Below are 20,597 nucleotides of genomic sequence, written 5' to 3'. Positions count from 1 at the left end.
AGATTAAGGGATACATATATGTGGACTCAAATTAAGCCAATATTGCTAATGTTAGCTATACTTTCTTTACTAGGTTGCGCTCATAATAATGCAAAGCTAGGGCACCATGTTGCAAATATGCGCGCACAACAAACATATGACCTTACTGCAACGCAAGATAACGTAGATGTTATTCCTACCGGCAGTGGGGAAAGAATGGAAGGGGCTTATCATACTTACACAGGGAAGTCAGATTCAGAGCTTAATGGAAGTGATAGCCAGTTCCTAGAAGGGTTTGCACAATAACCCTAAGGACTCATTATGAGACGTATCAATGCTCGCTATCAAGTCCGCCGACAAAAGGGGCTTGTTTTAATTATGGTGACGATGGCTATGTTAACATTTATTGCCATTGCAGCTTTTGCTATTGATGTAAACCATCTGGTAGTTAATAAAACACGTCTACAAAATGCGGTTGACTCTGCAGCTTTAGCTGGTGCATCAATTGCGAATACCCTCAAAACGAAAAATGAAACAGAAGATAGTGTTATAGAGGCTTATAAGACAATCATGACATCTTCTGGCAATGATGAAATTGCATTAGCTGATGAGCAAAGCGGTTTGCACTCACTCTCTATTCAATATGCAGACTCGCCAACAGCAACATTTTCCTCAACGTTCCCTCTCTCATCGGAGCGAATTTATGTCAGGGTTCAGGTGCTAGGTTTAGAGATAACTAGTTTCTTCTTACAGGTTTTTAACTTAGATAAAAATGTGTCAGCAAGTACAGTCGCTGGTCCCGCTTTTATTGATGAAACCTCAAATGTACTCCCTATTGGTATGTGTGAAGGTGATGAAGCTGGCCCGGCAGGTTACACCTCAGGAACTGTGTATGAAATTAAATCGGGCAGCCAGTCCGATGATGGTGGGTTAGGTTCGGGTAACTTTCATCTATTAGATGTAGGCAATGGTAAAAGTGATGTCAGTGATGCTCTGGTAGGCAGAAATAGCACAGTGTTTACTATTGGAGATAAGATTTCAACAGAGCCGGGCAATGCTGTTGGTCCAACAGGGAGTATTGATAGTCGATTTACTGGGGAGACACTTGATGGTGTGTATTACGCTCCTGACTTAATTATTGTTGAGCCAGAAACCGAAATCACACTTGATAATCTAGCCGACTATAATCAATCGACCGATGCTGACAAATTGACTTACCAAACTTATAAGACAGAAACGGTAAGTTGTTTAGCCGATGAAGAGTGTCGCACCGATGGTGGTTCTGCTTGGCGACGAGTATTGCCAGTGCCTATTTTAGATTGTGATTCATCTAATACTACAGCCAAAGGTAATGGTGGTAAAACCGAGTTTACCGTAACAAGCATTGGGTGTTTTTTCTTGATTCAACGTTATGCTTATGAAGGTACATCAACGGCATCAAGCGCTGATGAAACTAATGATAACAACGGAAATAGTGGCAAGAAAGAAAGTAGTAGCAAGGGGCAGCAGAGTATCTTTGGTGAATTTATCGATCATTGCCATGTTGTTGAAGGCGGTTTATCTGAAAATGATACCGATACCGGAGTAACTCGAATTGTACTATTTAAAGATGCTAATTCAGTTGGAGGTGGATCATGAACTCACCTTCGAAGGGGTTTGCTGCGCTTGAGTTGCTGATCGCATTACCAGTGTTATTGTTATTGTTGGTTGCTGTCATTGAGGTTTCACGCATGATGCTAGAGCTAAATACCTTAAATAAGTCGGTAAGGATAGGTGCAAGGTATGCTTCAACCCAAACGAATGCAGCAGGGTGTGGCCCAGTTAATAATCGTATTGAGGATATCAAGAAAGTTGTGGTTTTTGGTTCAGTCAATGGAACATCAGCACAATTACGTAATTGGCAGGTTAGCGATGTTGTAATTAATTGTACTGATAATCAATATGTTAGCATTGTTGCGAGTTATACATTTTTGCCTACATTTGCATCAAGTTTACCAATAAGTAATCGTTCTTTATCAGTGCCGATGACCTCTTCTTCAGTGATGAGGATTTTCTAATGCAATATACTTTAAATCGTAGTAAGCAACAGCAAGGTTTAGCAATTATTGAGTTTACTTGGGCATCGGTTGTTTTATTTTTACTCATATTTTCAATTATTTCTATTGGTTATTTCATGTTCGTTTTGCAAGCCGTTAACGAGTCAACTCGGCATGCAGCAAGGTTAGCAGCGGTATGCCCAATTAGCTCAAGCAGTTCTATTGCCACCATTGCTGCTAATAACGGCTTAGTTAGTGGGATCAGCGGAATTGAAGTTGAATATTTAGATGTGAATGGCGCGGTATTAGCATCACCATCAAAAAATAATGTGCGCTTTGTTCGCGCGCGCGCGGTAGGTTTAAATTATCAATTTATATCACTACTTAACTTTTTAGGAAGTAGTGGACTCGTCTCTATTCCAAGTTTTGAAACAACGATACCAAGTGAAAGTTTAGGTGCGTTTTCTAGTGGTGTTACGGGGTGTTAAGGAAGGTATATGTCTGAATCGGTTTTATCTATGGCAAACAAGCAAGGAAAGATACGGCTTAAAACAAACTTAACCGTTTGGATTCTATATTCGAGTGATGCTTTTCAATCTCATATTAAAAGTGAGCTTGAAAAATGCAATAACATGAACCTCAACTTAGTACCAATGGACAGCGTTACAGCTTCTAAATTTAAATCTTTTTCACCACCCGATCTTATTGTGGTTGAGGCGCAAGAACTTTGGGCTGAAAGTATTATTAAAATGCATGGCTTTGATGTTGATAATGTAAGCCATAAACATGAAGCACTTTTAGTTATTTTTGGTGATGAAAGTGATAGCACTGCTCTCAAAACAGCCTTGCAGTTAGGGGCTGCCGACTTTATCTCCGCCGATGCTGAGATAGATGATTTATTACCGCTACTGAAGAGCATTGCGGATGATAAGATCGCAAGTCGTAACCTTGGTGAATTATTGGTTTTTATTAATGCTAAAGGGGGATCCGGTGCCTCAACAGTCGCGGTTAACTCCGCTGTTGAAATGGCGACTCACTACCCTGGTGATGTGCTTTTACTCGATCTTGATCTACAGTTTGGCGTTATCGATGACTATTTAAACCTATCACCAGCTTATGGTCTTGCAGATGCTATTGTGAATGTTGCCGATTTAGATGAAATGTCACTCGATAGTTTAGTGACTAAACACTCTAGTGGATTACATACACTAAGTTTTATGCAAGATAATAGTGATGATAATTATGATAAAGCTAAGCAAATTAGGCCACTGTTACCTATACTCAGAGAGTTATATCCCTACGTCATTGTCGACTTGTCTCGTGGTGTTGACCGGCTGTTTTCGTGTGTTATTGCTCCAGCGACAAAAGCATTTATTGTTACTCAGCAAAATCTAGTTGCGATAAAAAACATTACGAAAATTACTAACATGCTTACCTTTGACTTTGGTTTGACGAAAGACCAAATGACTATTTTGGTGAATCGTTTTGATAAACATCAGTCTATAACCTTGAAGCACATTGAAGAGACGTTCGATAAAGATATTACAATCCAGCTATTGCCTAATGACTTTAAAGTTGCGTCTGAGAGTTGCAATCTTGGTCAACCTTTTACTATGACCAAAAAGAATAGCGCTTTAACCAAAGCTATCGTCTCTTTTTCTCAAGAACAGTTGCCAGCACAAGATAAGCCTAAAGGTTGGTTAACTCGAATGTTTTCGTAGAGAAAATACATTCAATATTCATCATGTTATTGATACTTAAGGAAGCGGTATGTTTTTTAAAAGAAAAAATGTAAACACGAATCTGCAAAAGAAAATCATGATGGCTGAGCAGACAGAAAAGACAGATTTAGTTAGTGGAGATTCTAGCCTTGAACCAGAGAAAGAGATTATAACAGAGCAACCAAGTATCGATAAAAAACAAAGAGAAATTGATGCACGAGAGCATGCAGTTGATATCGATAGAAAAAAACTAGAGCAAGAATTAGAAATTAAACACTTTTATCATAAGCGTTTATTAGAAACGTTAGATTTAGGTCTCCTAGCCAGTCTTGAGAAAGGTCGAGCCAAAAAAGATCTGCATGATGCCATCATACAACTAATGGCGGATGATCAAGCGCATGCTCTTAGTGCTGAAGGGCGCAAACGGGTCATTAATCAGATAGAAGATGAGGTCTTTGGGCTAGGACCACTAGAGCCTTTACTGCACGATAAAAGCGTGTCAGATATTTTGGTGAATGGCCCTAAAAGCGTTTATGTTGAACGTGCCGGTAAGCTAGAAGTAACGCCTTATACTTTTCTTGATGAACGTCATTTACGTAATATTATTGATCGCATAGTTAGCCAAGTAGGGCGACGTATAGATGAATCATCACCAATGGTTGATGCGCGCTTATTAGATGGCTCGCGTGTTAATGCCATTATACCTCCCTTATCGCTAGATGGTCCCTCACTTTCTATCCGTCGTTTCGCTGTTGACCGATTAACTATGGATAACCTATTAGCTTTTGATTCCTTATCAGAAGCCATGGCTACTTTTATTGAAGCTGCCGTAAAGGGTGAAATGAATATTTTGATTTCTGGAGGTACTGGCTCTGGGAAAACGACGACGCTCAATATTTTCTCTGGTTTTATCCCTAAGGACGAACGTATTATTACCATTGAAGATTCAGCAGAGCTACAACTACAACAACCCCATGTTATCCGCTTGGAAACAAGACCAGCTAACCTTGAAGGTAAAGGGGAAATAGGGCAGCGAGAATTGGTTAAAAACTCACTACGTATGCGACCAGATCGTATTGTCCTTGGTGAGGTGAGGGGCAGTGAAGCAGTTGATATGTTAGCGGCAATGAATACAGGGCATGATGGTTCACTGGCAACGATTCACGCCAATACCCCTCGTGATGCTTTGAGTCGAGTTGAGAATATGTTTTCCATGGCGGGTTGGAATATTTCAACCAAAAATTTAAGAGCACAAATCGCTTCCGCTATCCACCTTGTTGTACAAATGGAGCGCCAAGAAGATGGTAAGCGTCGGATGGTAAGTATCTGTGAAATTAATGGCATGGAAGGTGAAGTGATTACAATGTCAGAACTGTTTAAGTTTAATCGGCGAGGGTTAGATGAAGATGGGAATGTTCAAGGGTATTACACCTCAACGGGTATTGTACCTAGTTGCCATGATCATCTGTCTAAGCGAGGATGCCATATTCCATTTGAAGTATTTAATGAAACCAATTCGTAGAGGCGATTATGGAATTTGATGATATTACTTTTTTCCTTGTACTGCTCTTTTTTGCCGTGGTTTTTATCTCTCAAGCGTTAATACTGCCAGCAGCAGGCTCAAAAATAAAGCACAGTGAATTAGCCGAACGTCTGAAGCAGGCGCACTCAACTTTAGATGAAGAAAGTAAAACATTGCTTAATGAACGTTACTTAAAGGGTTTATCGCCTATTGATCGTCAATTAATTAAATTCTCATTTTTTTCTTCGCTGCGTAAATCAATAGAGCTATCAGGGTTAGACTGGTCCTTAGGCAAGGCATTAGGGATATCATTTTTTTTAGGCGGAGTATTTGCGATTACTTTATTAGCCCTTGGGCAGCCTTTTTATTTGGCGATTGTTGCTTTTATTTCAGTATTGGCTGCAGTCTATTTTTATATTAAAAGCCAAATATCGAAAAGGCTGGCTCTATTTGAAGAGCAACTACCTGAAGCTTTGGATATTATTCGTCGAATGCTCCAAGCGGGTCAGCCTCTTACTCAAGCCTTTAATGAGGTGGGTAATGAAATGCCAGCTCCAATTGGCGTTGAGTTTAAGAATACCTTCAATCTCCTTAATTATGGCTATGATATACGTTTGGCTATTATGCAGATGGCAGATCGTACTCCAACCGTTTCTATGTTGGCCTTTTCTAGTGCTGTTTTATTGCAAAAGGAGACCGGTGGTAATTTATCTGAAAACCTGGATAAAGTGTCAGCTGTCCTACGCTCTCGTTTTAAACTGGTTAGAAAAATTAAAACCATTTCAGCTGAAAGTCGTTTATCAGCCTGGATATTAGTTCTTTCCCCTTTTGTTCTTTTTTTTGGTTTGACGATTTTTAATCCAACCTTTGTTGAGCCATTATATAAAGATCCGCGAGGTATTAAGCTAATCAGTTTTGGTGTCGTTAGTTTATTTATAGGGGCGGTATGGATACGTAATATCGTTAACTTTGAGGTGTGATTGTTATGGACGATATTCTTCGATGGTTGGCAAATATCAACATTGATAAACAGATGCTAATATTACTTATGATATTAATATCAGTAAGCTTATTTGTACTTATTCTTGGTAGCCTATTCCTATCATCCAGATCACCGCTTAGAATGAAGCTAGGTACGTTACGTAACAAAGATAACTTTCAAACCAACAATCGTTCTTCACGTTTAGAAAATACACTGGAGTCATTATCTCCTATTACGGCGCCTAAAAGTAGTAAAGAACGAGCGTCCATAAAACAAAAGCTTATGCATGCTGGTTATTATGCTCAATCGGCACCATCTTATTTTTATGCAATAAAGCTATTTACAATAATTACAGGTGTAAGCTTAGCGGCAATTATTTATTTCTTCTATCCCGATATCGCTTTTCGTCAATTGCTTATTATTGCCTCTATTGCTATTGGTCTCTTCTTACCTAATATCATATTGGCTCAGTTGGTATCTAAAAGGCAGAATAGAATGCGCGCAGCAGTACCTGATACGCTTGATTTGCTGGTGGTATGTACGGAATCAGGTTTAGGCTTTAATGCGGCTTTACGTCGTGTTGGTGATGAGATTGTAATTTCTCATCCTGACTTTTCCGGTGAGCTACTGACTGTGTGCGCAAAAATGAAAGCAGGGGTCGAAATGCCAATAGCATTTGATGAGATGATTGAGCGTACAGGGCTGGTCGAAATTCAAGGTTTGGTCGGTATGCTTTCTCATGCTTCGCGTATAGGTGGTAGTTTATCGAAAACTTTACGTGATTATACTGAAGACTTTCGTGATAAACGCAATCAAGCGGTGGAAGAAATAGCTGCAAAAATCCCAACAAAAATGATTTTCCCTCTACTATTATTCATCTGGCCTTGCTTTTTTATTGTTGCGGTGGGGCCAGCCCTGATTAGTTTATCTGATGCATTTCAATAATGGAGTTAACAATGCGATTACGATCTATAAAGCTTTGTTCTGGGCTAGTCATCATTTTGATGTTTGGTTGTGCATCAGAGCCAGAAAGAGCATCATTTAATGACCCACTTTACAATGGTAAGCCGGTTGATACGTTAAGCTCAGAGGCGCCTCCTTTAAATGAGAAGGAGGCGATTATGCGTGGTGACACTGCATTACAAAGTAATAATACCGATTTAGCACTGTATGAATATCTTCGTTCTTTAGAGTTCCCAGAGGCGAAGTATCAAGATAAAACCTTATATAACATTGGTCGTATTCATCAAACTAAAGGAAACTACTCTTTAGCAGAGCAGGCTTATTTATTAGCGGTAAAAGCCAACCCAAACAATGAGCAAGTATTAGAGCAGCTCGGTAGCATTTATTTAAAATCAGGGAAAGTCGACCAGGCCAAGAGTTACTTTTATCGAGCAATTAATGCCGATCAGATTCGTTTAAAAAGTGGTAAAAGTATTGATATACAAAGCTCATCGATCGTTGCCAAAGTAGCAGATTTATCTGTTGATACCGCATCACCAAGCGAAGCTTATATGGGGATTGGCATTTTATATGATGTCGATGGTAAGCATGGTTTAGCGCAATCTTTTTATGCTAAAGCGCTTGATATAACACCGAATTCAGTTAATGCTTTAATCAATACAGGCTATTCGTATTATATGTCAGGTAACTATCAACAAGCTCAGCGCTTTATGGTGTCGGCTTTAGAAGAAGATGCCAATAATGAAAAGGCACAGAACAATTTAGCTCTTATTTATTTAGCTAAAGGTCAAGTTAAGCGAGCGATTAATGTCTTTACTAAACAAGTAGGTGCCGCTGAAGCATTGAATAATGTTGGATATTTTTTGATATTACAGGGTAAGCCAGAAGAGGCTATCCCTTACTTGCAGCAAGCTATTGATAAGAATCCCTCGTATTATAAAGTTGCGAATGAAAACTTAGAAAGAGCACTTTCAGAAGTAAGAAGTCAAGCGACACCTTAAAGTAATCTGTGATGTTAATTATTGTGAAATAGTATAATAATCAGATGAAAAGTTAGCCCTATAATTGATGGATCTTTTTTTCAATAATTAACCATAGTAGCGAAGTCATAATCGCACTAATATAGCCATCGACAGCATAATGCCAGCCCAAATGGACAGATCCAATTTGAATTAAGATAGCATATCCCCACGCGACTACTCCAAGGGTTTTATTCAATTTAAACAGGCTGATAGCAATTAATACTGCAATCGATACATGCATACTTGGCATCGCCGAAATACCAGCGCCGATACCTCCGCTTTGATTGATATGACTTACCCATAGATCTTTTTGGGTATTTATAGCCCATAATGGCAAGTGATCATTTTCAACTAGCATGGCACTCTGTTCTGATAGTCTTATCATCAGTGGTATATATAAATTGGAATTAGTTGCTTGCTCAAAGTAGCAGGGGCCCATGGAAGAGAGAATTGTTGCCATACCGCCTCCAATGAGAAACCAACTGAGAAAAAAGCACAGTAAGAACTGCTTACGTAAGTGATCGTTTTTGCGATAAAAAATAAAGAAGATGAGGGTTACCCACATAACAAAAAACCAAGCGTTATAGGCGATATTGATAGTCAAACTTGCATATATGCTGGAAAACCAAGCGTGAGTTAATTGCCAAGGTTGATAACCAAAATGTAATGCTTGGTCCAGTTGAGAAAAAATGAGATCATATTGATAAGGGTTAAGGAAAGGGATATTCGCCTTAACAAAAGTAAAATTAGATAAACTAACACCAATACAAGCAAATATCAGCGCTAGATAAATAGGGCGATAATAAGGCGTGAATAAGAGCTTAAATTGTAAAAACAAGGCACGAAGTGGGGTTGGATGTAATTTAAACAGAAGGCGTAGATAATAGTAGCAATACCATATGACCAAGGTAATAAAGCCAGCTTCAACCAGTACATTAAGGTATTGGTTGGCATTATATGGAATGTCTCCCCCGCTAATAAAAGAGAGGCTTACGGCTAAAACCGTTGAAATGAATGTTGTCCAATAGATGACTTTATCTCTGGATAATTCGTGGGCTAAAAATAGGGTTATATTTTTAAATCCATTATTGATGTTTTCTTTCAAGATCTACGCATCCTTACCGTTATTATTAATACGCTAATTATCAATATGCACACTGTTTGTATGATTAAGTCGGTATATTCCAGGAGATACTCCCGTTTTCTTCTTAAAAATTCGAGAGAAATAGGAAACATCTCGATATCCGCACTGGTAAGCAATGGATGATATTTTGGTTTTATGATTCTCAATCAGTCTTTTTTTTGCCATCGCAATTCTTTTCGCTATAACGTAGTCACGAAAGGTGATACCGATAGAGCGATGGAAGACTTTAGAAAAGTAAGTAACTGAGTAGTGGCAGTAATTAGCAACATCTTCTTCTCTAAGTGATTGGTCTAAATTTGTATCAATGTAGTGAAGAATGTCACTGATATCTTTATTAAAAAAATGTGTTTTTTGATCAAGTTTACATACTTGATCAATTGTTGGTTTTATAGAATCTGAGATGACAAAGTATTGGCTAAGATTATGGCGTAATTGCTCTATCCATTGGATAATATTAACGCTATTAATATCGCAATAGTCGTAGATAGAGTTAGTTTTTAATAAGCTATCAGGTAGCTCACCTTGGTGAATAAGGATTAGTTTTTTATCAAGATTTTTGCTGACGTATATCGCGCTTTGTAATAAAGAGATACTCGTGTTTTTTTCGTAAAAGAAAAAGCAAAACTCAACCTTAGGGTGACTTAATATTGAGACATCATCCCCATACTCTTGTATATAAAAATAGGTTTCAAAAATAGAAGCAACCTCTCTAGGTAGGTAAGAGGTTGATAGTCCAATCCATTTACCTATCAAGGTTTCATTCATTACACTCTCCAATTTTTAGCCAGGCAACTAAGGTGCTGATTTTAAGCCTAGATGGCAAAAGAGAATGTGCCAAGGTTAATTATTTGATTTGAGATAATGACTGTGAGCTTAAAGTGCATTTATCCGCTATTTTTAGGTACTATAACCGCACTTTCCCTCATCTATTTTTATTGCAAGGTTTCCTCCATTGTCACAATTGCCAATTGAAGCGGTAATGCCAGAGCTACTATCAAGCATTGATTCTTACCAACAGGTTATTTTAAAAGCTGCACCTGGTGCTGGTAAATCAACATACTTTCCTTTGCAACTTATAAAGTCAGGCAAAGTGGCAGGCAAAATAATCATGCTTGAACCACGTCGCTTAGCTGCTAGAAACATCGCTCAGTACCTAGCGGATCAGGTTGGTGAATCGGTTGGTGATTCCATTGGTTTTCGCATTCGTGGTGAAACAAAAGTGAGTAGTAATACTCAACTTGAAATTGTGACTGAGGGAGTCATGACGCGCCTGATCCAATCCGATCCCGAGCTAGAAGGGGTTGGTATGGTTATTTTTGATGAATATCATGAGCGTAGTATTCACGCAGATACCGCACTGGCATTGAGTTTAGATATTCAAGCGGCATTACGAGATGATCTCACCATTGTTGTTATGTCTGCCACGCTCGATCAAGGCGCATTATGTGATCTGCTGCCTAGTGCTACCTATATTGAATCTCAAGGGCGAAGCTATCCAGTCGAGTATCGTTATCAGCCAATGAAGGTGAATGAGCGTTTAGTGCCTTGTATGGTTCGACATATAGAGGCTTTAATTGCTAATGAGACTGGCTCGCTATTAGCATTTCTACCCGGCGTTAATACCATCCAACAAGTCGCTCAAGAATTAAAACACTTAGCAGCAGAGGTTGATATTTATCCTCTTTACGGACAGCTAACCAAGCAAGCTCAACAAAAGGCGATAGCTCCGAGTCAGCATGGTAAAAGAAAGGTGGTGTTAGCGACAAATATTGCGGAAACCTCACTAACCATTGAGGGGATACGCTTAGTGGTGGATTCTGGTTTTGAACGAGTAGCAAGGTTTGATTTAAAAACAGGTATCACTCGTCTTGAGCAGGTGCGCATTGCCCAATCCTCTGCTGAGCAAAGGGCAGGGCGAGCAGGGCGTTTAGATTCAGGTATTTGCGTTCGCTTATACAGTGAGGCGCAACTCAAACAGCAAGCGATGGTTCCTTTACCGGAAATTATGCAAGCCGATTTAACAGGGCTTAGCATGGAGTTAGCTTACTGGGGAGCTCGTGATGCGACGACTCTTAGCTGGTTAGATGCTCCTGCGAATTCAGCGTGGCAACAAGCTCAGGATTTATTGCATACGCTTAAGCTTGTTGAGCCCGATTCTCAGTACCCGATTGGGCAGTTAACAGCAAAGGGAAAAAAGGCGTACCATTTAGGGCTTGAACCTAGAGTTGGCAGCATGCTGGTTCGAGTGGCAGATAAAGTATCATTAAATGAGCGCTTTGTTCCTCAATGGTTGCACACATCAATACTTGTTGCCGCTTTACTTGAAGAGCCAGAAAGAAGCGTTTTTGACTTTCAAGATAGTATCCAGCATTTTTTACAAGGCTCTCATATAAATGCTCGTCTGGTCGAACAGCGCATCCGATCCTTATCGAATAAACTGAATGTTCATTTTAAGCCTCAGTTAGTTGATACTTCTTTGGTTGCAATGTTACTTACTTTGGCTTTTCCAGATCGAGTGGCACAACTGCGATCGAATTCTTCGGGTGACTCATCGAGTGGTTTTATTTTATCAAATGGCCATGGGGCTTTCATTGCGGAAGGAAAACCTTTAGCGCAAAACCGTTATGTCATCGCGATTGATTTGATGCGATCACAACAGGGAGCAAGCCAAATATTCTTAGCTTGTGAATTGGATATTGAACGATTAGAAGCTTTCTTTCCCGAACAATTTATCAGTGAAGAGCGTGTTGATTGGGATGAAAAACGTGGTCGTCTAATTGCAGAAAAATTGCAACGTATTGGCCATATTATTATCGACAAACAGCGATTGCCTGAGCCTGATAAAGCAAAAATAACAGAAGCTTTACTCAATTATATAAGACGTAAAGGGCTTGATAGTTTACATTGGGATGAAGCGACCACTCAGCTACTGACTCGTATTCGTTGTGGTGCACAGTGGCTTCCTGAGCAGCCTTGGCCAGCGATGGATAATGACAGTTTACTTGCAGAGTTAGCTGATTGGTTAGCGCCTTATATGACCGGTGTTTCTTCAGTTAAAGGACTGAGGTCTATCCCCTTATCTCAGGCATTATTGGCACGTTTAGGCTGGCCTTTGAATCAGCAATTAGACGATTGGTTGCCGACTCACCATAGTGTACCTACAGGAAGTCGAAAGAAGATCCATTACCAAATCGGTGTCGATCCTATGCTGTCGGTTAGAATGCAAGAGGTCTTTGGTGAGCATGATTCACCCCGCATTGCTCAAGGAAGAGTAAAAATAGTGCTTGAGTTACTATCTCCAGCTCAGCGCCCATTACAAGTGACCCAGGATTTAGCAGGTTTTTGGCGTGGTTCTTATAAAGACGTCCAAAAAGAGATGAAAGGTCGATACCCTAAGCACGTATGGCCCGATGATCCTGCGAATCACATCGCGACCACAAAAACAAAACGACAATTAAATTAATGAGTATAAAAACAGTCACAGCAGGAAAAAAAACGCCTGCGCCTAAAAAGTCTCCGGCAGCAAAAAAAGCACCTGCGAAACGAGCAACCGCAAAGAAACCGGCAGCGAAGCGTAAGCCAGCAAAGAAAACCACCAAGAAAAAGGCAGGTCAACGCCATTGGTTAAATATGCTGTGGGGCGTCGCGTGGAAACTGGCTCTAACTGTGCTGGCTATCTGTGTCTTTGTTACTCTGTATTTAGACTCTGTCGTAAAACAAAAGTTTGAAGGGCAGCTCTTTGAGCTACCAACGGTGGTCTATGGGCGCGTACTAACGCTTTCTCCTGGTGACAGTGTGGCAATTCAACAAGTACGTAATGAGTTAGATGTGCTTAATTATCGTAAGGTCGGGCATCCAAGGCACGCCGGTGAGTACTCCTCGTCAGCAACAAAGATAGAACTCGTTCGTCGTCCTTTTGAGTTTATAGATGGACCAGAGCCCGATCGTCATGTCATGTTGCACTTTGACCGCTCAGGACTAAACCGAATCCAATCTTTAGAAAGTAACCGTGATATGGGCTACTTACGCATCGATCCTAAAATGCTAGGAATGCTGGAAAAAGACAGTGATGAGCAGCGATTATTTTTGCGTAGGGAGCAGTTTCCAGAAGTGATGGTTGATGCATTATTAGCAACAGAAGATCGTAATTTTTATCAGCATGGTGGCGTTTCACCCGTTGCCATTGTGCGCGCCTTTGCTGCAAATGCAAAAGCAGGGCGTACCGTACAAGGTGGTAGTACATTAACTCAGCAGTTGGCGAAAAACTTATTCTTATCAAGAGAGAGAACGCTCTGGCGCAAAGTGAGAGAAGCCTTTATTGCTTTGATTATCGATTACCGTTACAGCAAAGATCGAATTCTAGAAGCCTACTTAAATGAAGTTTATCTAGGTCAAAGTGGTAATGAAGCGATCCATGGCTTTGGTTTAGCTGCACGATTGTATTTTGGTAAGCCGATTCAAGAGTTAAGAGTCGATCAGTTAGCGCTGTTAGTTGGTATGGTTAAAGGACCCTCTTATTATAACCCTGCTCGTCACCCTGAACGTGCATTGGCGCGTCGTGACTTAGTTTTGCGCTTAATGATGCAGCAAAATATTTTAAGCGCCCAGCAGTATGAGCAAGCGGTTAATCGCCCATTAGATATTCAGGCTAATATAAAAATTGCCAGTCGCCAGCCAGCCTATTTTCAGCAAGTAAAACGTGAATTACGAAATAAAGTGGGTAATAAGTTTCATTCGGGTACTGGGCTAAGGGTTTTCACATCACTTGACCCGGTCTCGCAGGAGAAACTAGAAAAAGCGATTATAGGTACCATTCCTAATCTAACCAAAAGAGCGGGTGGTGATTTAGAAGCTGCAGCGATTGCCGTTGATCGCCATAGTGGTGAGATCCGTGCAATGGTCGGAGGAAAACGTGCCGGTTATGATGGCTTTAATCGCGCATTGAATGCCAGTCGCCCAATCGGTTCACTAGTTAAACCGGCAGTTTATTTAACCGCTTTAGCTCAGCCGGATAAATACACACTGGCTTCAACGCTAGATGACACGCCTTTACACTTACAAGGAAATCAAGGAACGAAGTGGTCGCCGCGAAACTTTGATCGTAAATTTCGTGGTGATGTGCCTCTTTATCAAGCACTAGCTCGGTCATTAAATGTTCCAACGGTTAGGCTAGGAATGGCGCTTGGTATTCCAGAGGTATCACAAACGTTAGAAAAGCTTGGTATTGATAAAAAAGAGATACGCCCAGTGCCTTCTATGTTCTTAGGTGCATTTTCACTGACGCCATATCAGGTAGCGCAAATGTATCAAGGCATCACTAATTCAGGGAAAAAGGCAAAACTATCGGCATTAAGTGCAGTGGTTGATAACGACGGTCGAGTGATTTATCAATTTTTACCAAGTGTCAGTCAAACCGTTGATCAACAGGCTGCTTGGCTAACCACTTATGCGATGAAAAAAGGGGTCACCGAGGGAACGGGACGATTCTTACAACACAATTTTGCTTCGGCGGGGTTAGCCGGAAAAACCGGTACAAGTAATGATAGCCGAGATAGTTGGTTTGTTGGGGTCGATGGTCGTGAGGTGACAACTATTTGGCTAGGTCGTGATGATAATAAGTCAATCAATCTAACGGGTTCTAGCGGTGCGCTGCGAGTTTATGCTGACTATTTAAAAAAACGCATTCCAGAGCCTCTAACACTTCCTTGGCCACAGCAGATCACAACACTTGGCTTTAAAAAAGATGTGGGTGGCGGGCTAATGTTAGATTGTAAAAATGACTTTAAGCTCCCAGTTTGGGATAGAAAAGGACAGATGAAACAAAGCTGTGAAAATAAACCGCAACAATGGTTAGTTGACTTATTTTCATGGTAGGTTAATGCCAGTGACAGGTAATGCTTAGTTACCCCAATTGCCTGTAATGATAACGAAATGGATATTTGAATTAAGGGTTGATGTGAAATGAAGCGACATCGTTATATGAAAGTATGTTATTGCATACTTGCCTTTTGTGGTCTTGTTTTTAGCCGAACATTATTAGCTACGCCTGATCAGTATCATCAAAATTTAGAAAGACCGACGATAGGTGTGGTTCTTGCTGGTGGTGGAGCAAAAGGTGCGGCTCATATTGGTGTTTTAAAAGCGTTAGAAGAACTCAATATTCCCGTCGACTACATTGCAGGGACTAGCATGGGAGCATACGTTGGCGGCTTATACGCAACGGGGATGAGTGCCGATGAAATAGAAAGTTTTATCCATAGCGTTGACTGGAATAGTGGTTATCGAGATAAGGTTAATCGTAGTCAACGCCGTGTTCGAGACAAAGAATATGAAGATCGTTATCAACTTAATGTCGATCTTGGTATTGGTTTAGATGGTTTCAAAGCCTCTAAAGGTGTGGTTCAAGGGCAGAATATGTTGCGTATTTTGCGAGAAACAACAGGGAACCTCCCCGCATTTAACTCCTTTGATGACTTAGCCATTCCTTATCGCTCAGTGGCAACCGATATTGTACACCTTGAGCAGGTCGTTATTGATCAGGGCTTTTTAGTTGATGCGATGATGTCAAGCATGTCCGTACCTGGCGCGCTTCCTCCTTATGAGCTCAATGGGCATTTGTTAGTCGATGGTGGCGTAACGAATAATATGCCGGTTGATGTCGCCAAAGCGATGGGAGCCGACATTGTTATTGCTGTGGATATTAGTACTGATTACAAAAGCAAAGAGGATTTTAATAACTTCTTAGCGGTCGCTGATCAGTTATCAAACTACCTAGTACGTCGTAGTACAAAAGAGCAATCAAAAAACTTAATTAACCAAGATGTTTACCTTAAGCCAAACGTTGGATCCATGGAAACAACCGAGTTTGCTAAAATGCCAGAGGCGTACTTAGCAGGCTATCAAGTCGCTTATGAACATATCAAAAAACTACAAGATTTATCCGTTAATAGTGCGCAATATCAAGCTTATATTGATCATAAACAGAGTGTAAAAAAGCACTTACATTATGGTGATAAGAATGTGGTTGATCGCATTTTTGTGGAAAATAATACTCACTACAGCGATGAGTTAATTACCAATCGTTTAAATATTGAACCAGGAAAGAGATTAAGCACTAAAGAATTAGAAGAGAGCATCCAAGCACTTTATGTATTAGACCGCTTTGAACTTATTACTTATCGCTATGATCAAAGTGATGGCAATACGGATCTCTACATCAATGTAAAAGAAAAATCTTGGGGACCTAACTACGCTGACTTTCGCTTCTTTTTAGAAGATGATTTTAATACGACTAGCCAATATTCATTTGGGGTATCAACCAACTTTACCAATTTAAATGACAGAGGCGCAGAGCTTAGAGCGAATCTGGATATTGGTACCGATAAGCACCTGGAATTAGAGTTATACAGCCCATCACTATTTAATCAAAAGCTATTTACCTTAGCGAGTGTGGAGTATAACAGTGAACGCCATAATGCCATTATTCGTGATGACAATTCTACGGATCTTAGCTCTGAATATTTATCTTTTAATTATAAAGACTTCATGCTGGAAGTGGCTGGTGGCTATCAACCAACGCTGTGGCAAGAGTTTAAAATCGGTGGGCGTTATACCGATGGTAGTGTCAGTTCGGGTGGCTATACTGATGCGAAATTTAAACGTAAAGGCGTTTTTGCTAATTACCGCTTAGATACATTAGATAGTTTTAGTTTGCCAACAAGTGGCTTATATTTTGATATTGATTACCTTTTATCGAATGATAAAGCGCAAGATGGTACGAATTACAAAACAACAGATACCGTTTCAGAAATCTCGATGACTTTCACTGCCGCACATACTTACCAGCGTCATACTCTTGTTGCAAATATGGATTATGGTGTGGTGATGAATGAGTCGACAGATTTACTGATTAATCCTCGTTCATTAGGGGGCTTTCTTAAACTGTCTGGTGTTCCCCATGATAGCTTGATCGGGAGTAATTCTGCCTTTAGCAGTTTAGTTTATCGCTATCGATTGGCGGAAAATGATTTCGGCTTATTTGTTTCGCCGATTTATCTCGGTGGTTCCATTGAGTATGGCGGTGTATGGACCGGATCTGATGTGAAATTCAAAGATGCGCCAATGTACGCAGCAGGATCAGTATTTGTTGGCATTGATTCTTTAATTGGTCCGATGATTTTCTCATATGGACAAACTGAAAATAACTTTAGTTCGTTTTACTTAATTATTGGTACCACATTCAATTAAGCAACGTACTTATTGCAGTTGATATTATATAAGCTATTTTTTATTAAGAAAAACAGGATAGCAGTGGCACTGAGAGAGTGGATTTCGCTTAACTTGCTATGTTGGTTAAGATGATAAGATTTTCATTTATCGTTAAACTTGCTATTCTGCCACCCATAGATTGGTTCATCTAGTGTTATTTATCACTTAATATGACTCATCATACCCACAATATTGTTTGATGACATGGCAATGGATAGCCAAATTTCCAAGGATGTTTACTTCATTTAATTCTAAGTGAAGGGACCGTAATAAGAGGGAAAAGTCGTGCTTGAAGCTTACCGTAAACACGTCGCAGAGCGTGCTGCTGAAGGAGTTGTACCTAAACCACTAGACGCTGATCAAGTGGCTAGTTTGGTCGAACTTCTAAAAACTCCGCCTCAAGGTGAAGAAGCCTTTATTCTTGATCTATTAGAAAACCGTATTCCACCAGGTGTCGATGAAGCCGCTTATGTTAAAGCTGGTTTTTTAACGGCGATCACTCAAAGTGAAGTGAGCTCACCACTGGTTAGCCCTGAAAAGGCAGCTCAGTTATTAGGTACAATGCAAGGTGGCTATAATATTCAGCCTCTTATTGCTTTGTTAGATAATGCCGAGCTTGCTCCAATTGCAGTGACAGCACTATCTCATACACTTCTTATGTTTGATGCATTTTATGACGTAGAAGAAAAAGCGAAATCAGGCAATACCTTCGCACAGCAAGTCATGCAATCTTGGGCGGATGCCGAGTGGTTCTTATCTAAGCCAGCCTTACAAGAGAAGATTACTTTAACCGTATTTAAAGTCACCGGTGAAACGAATACCGATGATCTTTCTCCTGCTCCTGATGCATGGTCTCGCCCTGATATTCCTGTTCATGCGTTAGCGATGCTAAAAAATGAACGTGAAGGTATTCAACCAGATCAAGCGGGTGAAATCGGTCCAATCACACAGATTGAACAACTAAAAGAAAAAGGTCATCAGCTTGTTTATGTTGGTGATGTAGTTGGTACAGGTTCATCACGTAAGTCAGCGACAAACTCTGTTTTATGGTTCATGGGCGATGATATTCCATGTGTACCGAATAAGCGTGCAGGTGGTTACGTACTTGGTGGCAAAATTGCGCCAATCTTCTTCAATACGATGGAAGATGCGGGTGCATTACCTATCGAAGTGGATGTAACTAAGCTCAACATGGGTGATGTTATTGATGTTTATCCATTTGCCGGTAAGGTTTGTGACCATGCTTCTGGAGATGTATTAGCCGAGTTTGGTCTAAAAACAGAAGTATTGATCGATGAAGTGCGTGCTGGTGGTCGTATCCCACTGATCATTGGTCGCGGTTTAACGGATCGTGCTCGTACTTCATTAGGGCTAGAAGCATCGGAAGTTTTCCGTCGTCCAGTTGAAGTTGAAGATACAGGCAAAGGCTATACATTAGCGCAAAAGATGGTTGGTAAAGCGTGCGGTGTTACTGGCGTTCGTCCAGGCACTTACTGTGAACCTAAAATGACGACGGTTGGTTCTCAAGATACAACAGGACCAATGACCCGTGATGAACTGAAAGATTTAGCGTGTTTGGGCTTTTCAGCTGATCTTGTGATGCAATCTTTCTGTCATACATCCGCTTACCCAAAACCGATTGATGTCAATACACACCATACACTGCCTGACTTCATTATGAATCGTGCTGGCGTTTCACTGCGTCCTGGTGATGGTGTTATTCACTCTTGGTTAAACCGTATGCTACTACCTGATACTGTAGGTACTGGTGGTGACTCTCATACTCGTTTCCCTCTCGGTATTTCATTCCCAGCCGGCTCTGGCTTAGTGGCTTTTGCTGCTGCAACGGGCGTGATGCCACTGGATATGCCAGAGTCAATTTTGGTACGTTTCAAAGGTGAAATGAAGCCAGGTATTACCCTGCGCGATCTTGTTCATGCGATCCCTTACTATGGGATTAAGCAAGGGCTATTAACCGTTGAGAAAGCTGGTAAGATCAATGAATTCTCTGGTCGTGTATTAGAGATTGAAGGGGTTGAACATCTATCGGTAGAGCAGGCATTTGAGCTATCGGATGCATCGGCAGAACGCTCTGCTGCAGGCTGTACGGTTAAGTTATCAGAAGAGTCAATTTCTGAGTACTTGAACTCAAACATTGTTATGCTTAAGTGGATGATCTCTGAAGGTTATGGCGATCGTCGTACGCTTGAGCGCCGCGTGACAGCAATGCAAGAGTGGCTAGATAAACCAGACTTGATGAGTGCAGATAGTGATGCTGACTATGCTCATGTTATCGAAATCGACTTAGCCGAGATTGATCAGCCTATTCTATGTGCACCTAATGACCCTGATGATGCTCGCTTATTGGCAGATGTTGCTGGTACAAGCATTGAAGAAGTCTTTATTGGCTCTTGTATGACTAACATTGGTCACTTCCGCGCTGCAGGTAAGCTGCTTGATAAGTTCAAGGGGCAGCTTGATACACGTTTATGGATTGCTCCACCAACCAAGATGGATAAAGACCAACTGACGGAAGAGGGCTACTACGGGATCTTTGGTCGCGCTGGTGTACGTATTGAAACGCCGGGTTGTTCACTATGTATGGGTAACCAAGCGCGTGTTGCTGATAAAGCGACAGTTATCTCTACTTCAACTCGTAACTTCCCGAACCGTTTAGGTACTGGTGCGAATGTTTACTTAGCTTCTGCGGAATTAGCAGCAGTCGGTGCTATCTTAGGTCGTATACCAACGATGGAAGAGTATCTAGAGTATGCACAGCAATTGGATGCGACAGCAGCGGATACGTATCGCTATCTGAACTTCCATCGTATGGAGCAGTACACAGAAAAAGCGCAAGAGGTTATCTTCCAAGAACCCGCTTAATCGTGGGGAAAGGATGCTGATTAAATAGACGTGATGAGTTTATTACGATAGAGATCAGTAGTATGCAATCAAGGAGC

General features: G+C 40.7%; 15 protein-coding genes. 13 read left to right on the top strand and 2 right to left on the bottom strand.

Annotated features, from left to right (window positions below; genetic code table 11):
• The first annotated feature begins 18 nt into the window (after positions 1-18).
• The 9 genes from BCU68_RS13560 to BCU68_RS13520 are packed head-to-tail and all read left to right on the top strand — an operon-like array spanning position 19 to position 8,204.
• Positions 19-285, top strand: coding sequence for a hypothetical protein (locus BCU68_RS13560; protein ID WP_102565280.1), 267 nt, complete (start codon positions 19-21; stop codon positions 283-285).
• Positions 286-300: 15 nt separating this feature from the next.
• Positions 301-1,617: a TadE/TadG family type IV pilus assembly protein gene (locus BCU68_RS13555; protein ID WP_102565279.1), complete on the top strand. Its 1,317-nt coding sequence runs from the start codon at positions 301-303 to the stop codon at positions 1,615-1,617.
• Positions 1,614-2,036: a TadE/TadG family type IV pilus assembly protein gene (locus BCU68_RS13550; protein WP_102565278.1), complete on the top strand. Its 423-nt coding sequence runs from the start codon at positions 1,614-1,616 to the stop codon at positions 2,034-2,036. The genes BCU68_RS13555 and BCU68_RS13550 overlap by 4 nt, the downstream gene beginning before the upstream one ends.
• A complete protein-coding gene (locus BCU68_RS13545) occupies positions 2,036-2,503 on the top strand; it encodes a TadE family protein (RefSeq protein WP_102565277.1) in 468 nt (155 codons plus the stop codon). The genes BCU68_RS13550 and BCU68_RS13545 overlap by 1 nt, the downstream gene beginning before the upstream one ends.
• 9 nt (positions 2,504-2,512) lie before the next feature.
• Positions 2,513-3,736 carry an AAA family ATPase gene (locus BCU68_RS13540; protein ID WP_102565276.1) on the top strand — a complete coding sequence of 408 codons (1,224 nt, stop codon included), beginning with the start codon at positions 2,513-2,515 and terminating at the stop codon, positions 3,734-3,736.
• Positions 3,737-3,785: 49 nt separating this feature from the next.
• Positions 3,786-5,258 carry a CpaF family protein gene (locus BCU68_RS13535; protein ID WP_102565275.1) on the top strand — a complete coding sequence of 491 codons (1,473 nt, stop codon included), beginning with the start codon at positions 3,786-3,788 and terminating at the stop codon, positions 5,256-5,258.
• A gap of 8 nt (positions 5,259-5,266) precedes the next feature.
• Positions 5,267-6,238 carry a type II secretion system F family protein gene (locus BCU68_RS13530; protein ID WP_102565274.1) on the top strand — a complete coding sequence of 324 codons (972 nt, stop codon included), beginning with the start codon at positions 5,267-5,269 and terminating at the stop codon, positions 6,236-6,238.
• Between the two features lie 5 nt (positions 6,239-6,243).
• Positions 6,244-7,185, top strand: a complete 942-nt coding sequence (locus tag BCU68_RS13525; protein ID WP_102565273.1) for a type II secretion system F family protein — start codon at positions 6,244-6,246, stop codon at positions 7,183-7,185.
• On the top strand, positions 7,185-8,204 hold the full coding sequence (locus BCU68_RS13520) for a tetratricopeptide repeat protein (protein WP_102565272.1): 1,020 nt from the start codon (positions 7,185-7,187) through the stop codon (positions 8,202-8,204). The genes BCU68_RS13525 and BCU68_RS13520 overlap by 1 nt, the downstream gene beginning before the upstream one ends.
• 58 nt (positions 8,205-8,262) lie before the next feature.
• Here the strand turns inward: BCU68_RS13520 and BCU68_RS13515 are convergent, their stop codons facing one another.
• The gene (locus tag BCU68_RS13515) at positions 8,263-9,330 is read right to left on the bottom strand and encodes a phosphatase PAP2 family protein (RefSeq protein WP_157935200.1); all 1,068 of its coding nucleotides are present in this window, start codon (positions 9,328-9,330) and stop codon (positions 8,263-8,265) included.
• Positions 9,331-9,363: 33 nt separating this feature from the next.
• Positions 9,364-10,134 (bottom strand): AraC family transcriptional regulator, encoded by a 771-nt coding sequence (locus tag BCU68_RS13510; protein ID WP_102565270.1) that lies wholly within the window; start codon positions 10,132-10,134, stop codon positions 9,364-9,366.
• 187 nt (positions 10,135-10,321) lie between these two features.
• Between BCU68_RS13510 and hrpB the strand changes: the two genes are divergently transcribed.
• The 4 genes from hrpB (at position 10,322) to acnB (ending at position 20,520) form a co-directional block, all read left to right on the top strand.
• Entirely contained in the window at positions 10,322-12,832 is a 2,511-nt protein-coding gene (gene hrpB, locus BCU68_RS13505) for an ATP-dependent helicase HrpB (protein WP_102565269.1), read from the top strand.
• Positions 12,832-15,243: a penicillin-binding protein 1B gene (mrcB, locus tag BCU68_RS13500; protein ID WP_102565268.1), complete on the top strand. Its 2,412-nt coding sequence runs from the start codon at positions 12,832-12,834 to the stop codon at positions 15,241-15,243. Before hrpB ends, mrcB begins: the two co-directional genes overlap by 1 nt.
• A gap of 87 nt (positions 15,244-15,330) precedes the next feature.
• Entirely contained in the window at positions 15,331-17,616 is a 2,286-nt protein-coding gene (locus BCU68_RS13495) for a patatin-like phospholipase family protein (protein ID WP_102565267.1), read from the top strand.
• Between the two features lie 306 nt (positions 17,617-17,922).
• Entirely contained in the window at positions 17,923-20,520 is a 2,598-nt protein-coding gene (acnB, locus tag BCU68_RS13490) for a bifunctional aconitate hydratase 2/2-methylisocitrate dehydratase (RefSeq protein WP_102565266.1), read from the top strand.
• The last annotated feature ends 77 nt before the right edge of the window (positions 20,521-20,597 follow it).

The organism is Vibrio sp. 10N.286.49.B3, from assembly GCF_002873395.1.
Taxonomy (GTDB): Bacteria; Pseudomonadota; Gammaproteobacteria; order Enterobacterales; family Vibrionaceae; genus Vibrio.
This window is presented reverse-complemented; position numbering and strand designations above follow the sequence as displayed.

What these genes read in the sequence shown, in the direction of transcription:
- BCU68_RS13560 (WP_102565280.1), top strand. Translation starts at nt 19, where the DNA reads ATGTGGACTCAAATTAAGCCAATATTGCTAATGTTAGCTATACTTTCT.
- BCU68_RS13555 (WP_102565279.1), top strand. Translation starts at nt 301, where the DNA reads ATGAGACGTATCAATGCTCGCTATCAAGTCCGCCGACAAAAGGGGCTT.
- BCU68_RS13550 (WP_102565278.1), top strand. Translation starts at nt 1,614, where the DNA reads ATGAACTCACCTTCGAAGGGGTTTGCTGCGCTTGAGTTGCTGATCGCA.
- BCU68_RS13545 (WP_102565277.1), top strand. Translation starts at nt 2,036, where the DNA reads ATGCAATATACTTTAAATCGTAGTAAGCAACAGCAAGGTTTAGCAATT.
- BCU68_RS13540 (WP_102565276.1), top strand. Translation starts at nt 2,513, where the DNA reads ATGTCTGAATCGGTTTTATCTATGGCAAACAAGCAAGGAAAGATACGG.
- BCU68_RS13535 (WP_102565275.1), top strand. Translation starts at nt 3,786, where the DNA reads ATGTTTTTTAAAAGAAAAAATGTAAACACGAATCTGCAAAAGAAAATC.
- BCU68_RS13530 (WP_102565274.1), top strand. Translation starts at nt 5,267, where the DNA reads ATGGAATTTGATGATATTACTTTTTTCCTTGTACTGCTCTTTTTTGCC.
- BCU68_RS13525 (WP_102565273.1), top strand. Translation starts at nt 6,244, where the DNA reads ATGGACGATATTCTTCGATGGTTGGCAAATATCAACATTGATAAACAG.
- BCU68_RS13520 (WP_102565272.1), top strand. Translation starts at nt 7,185, where the DNA reads ATGGAGTTAACAATGCGATTACGATCTATAAAGCTTTGTTCTGGGCTA.
- BCU68_RS13510 (WP_102565270.1), bottom strand. Translation starts at nt 10,134, where the DNA reads ATGAATGAAACCTTGATAGGTAAATGGATTGGACTATCAACCTCTTAC.
- mrcB (WP_102565268.1), top strand. Translation starts at nt 12,832, where the DNA reads ATGAGTATAAAAACAGTCACAGCAGGAAAAAAAACGCCTGCGCCTAAA.
- BCU68_RS13495 (WP_102565267.1), top strand. Translation starts at nt 15,331, where the DNA reads ATGAAGCGACATCGTTATATGAAAGTATGTTATTGCATACTTGCCTTT.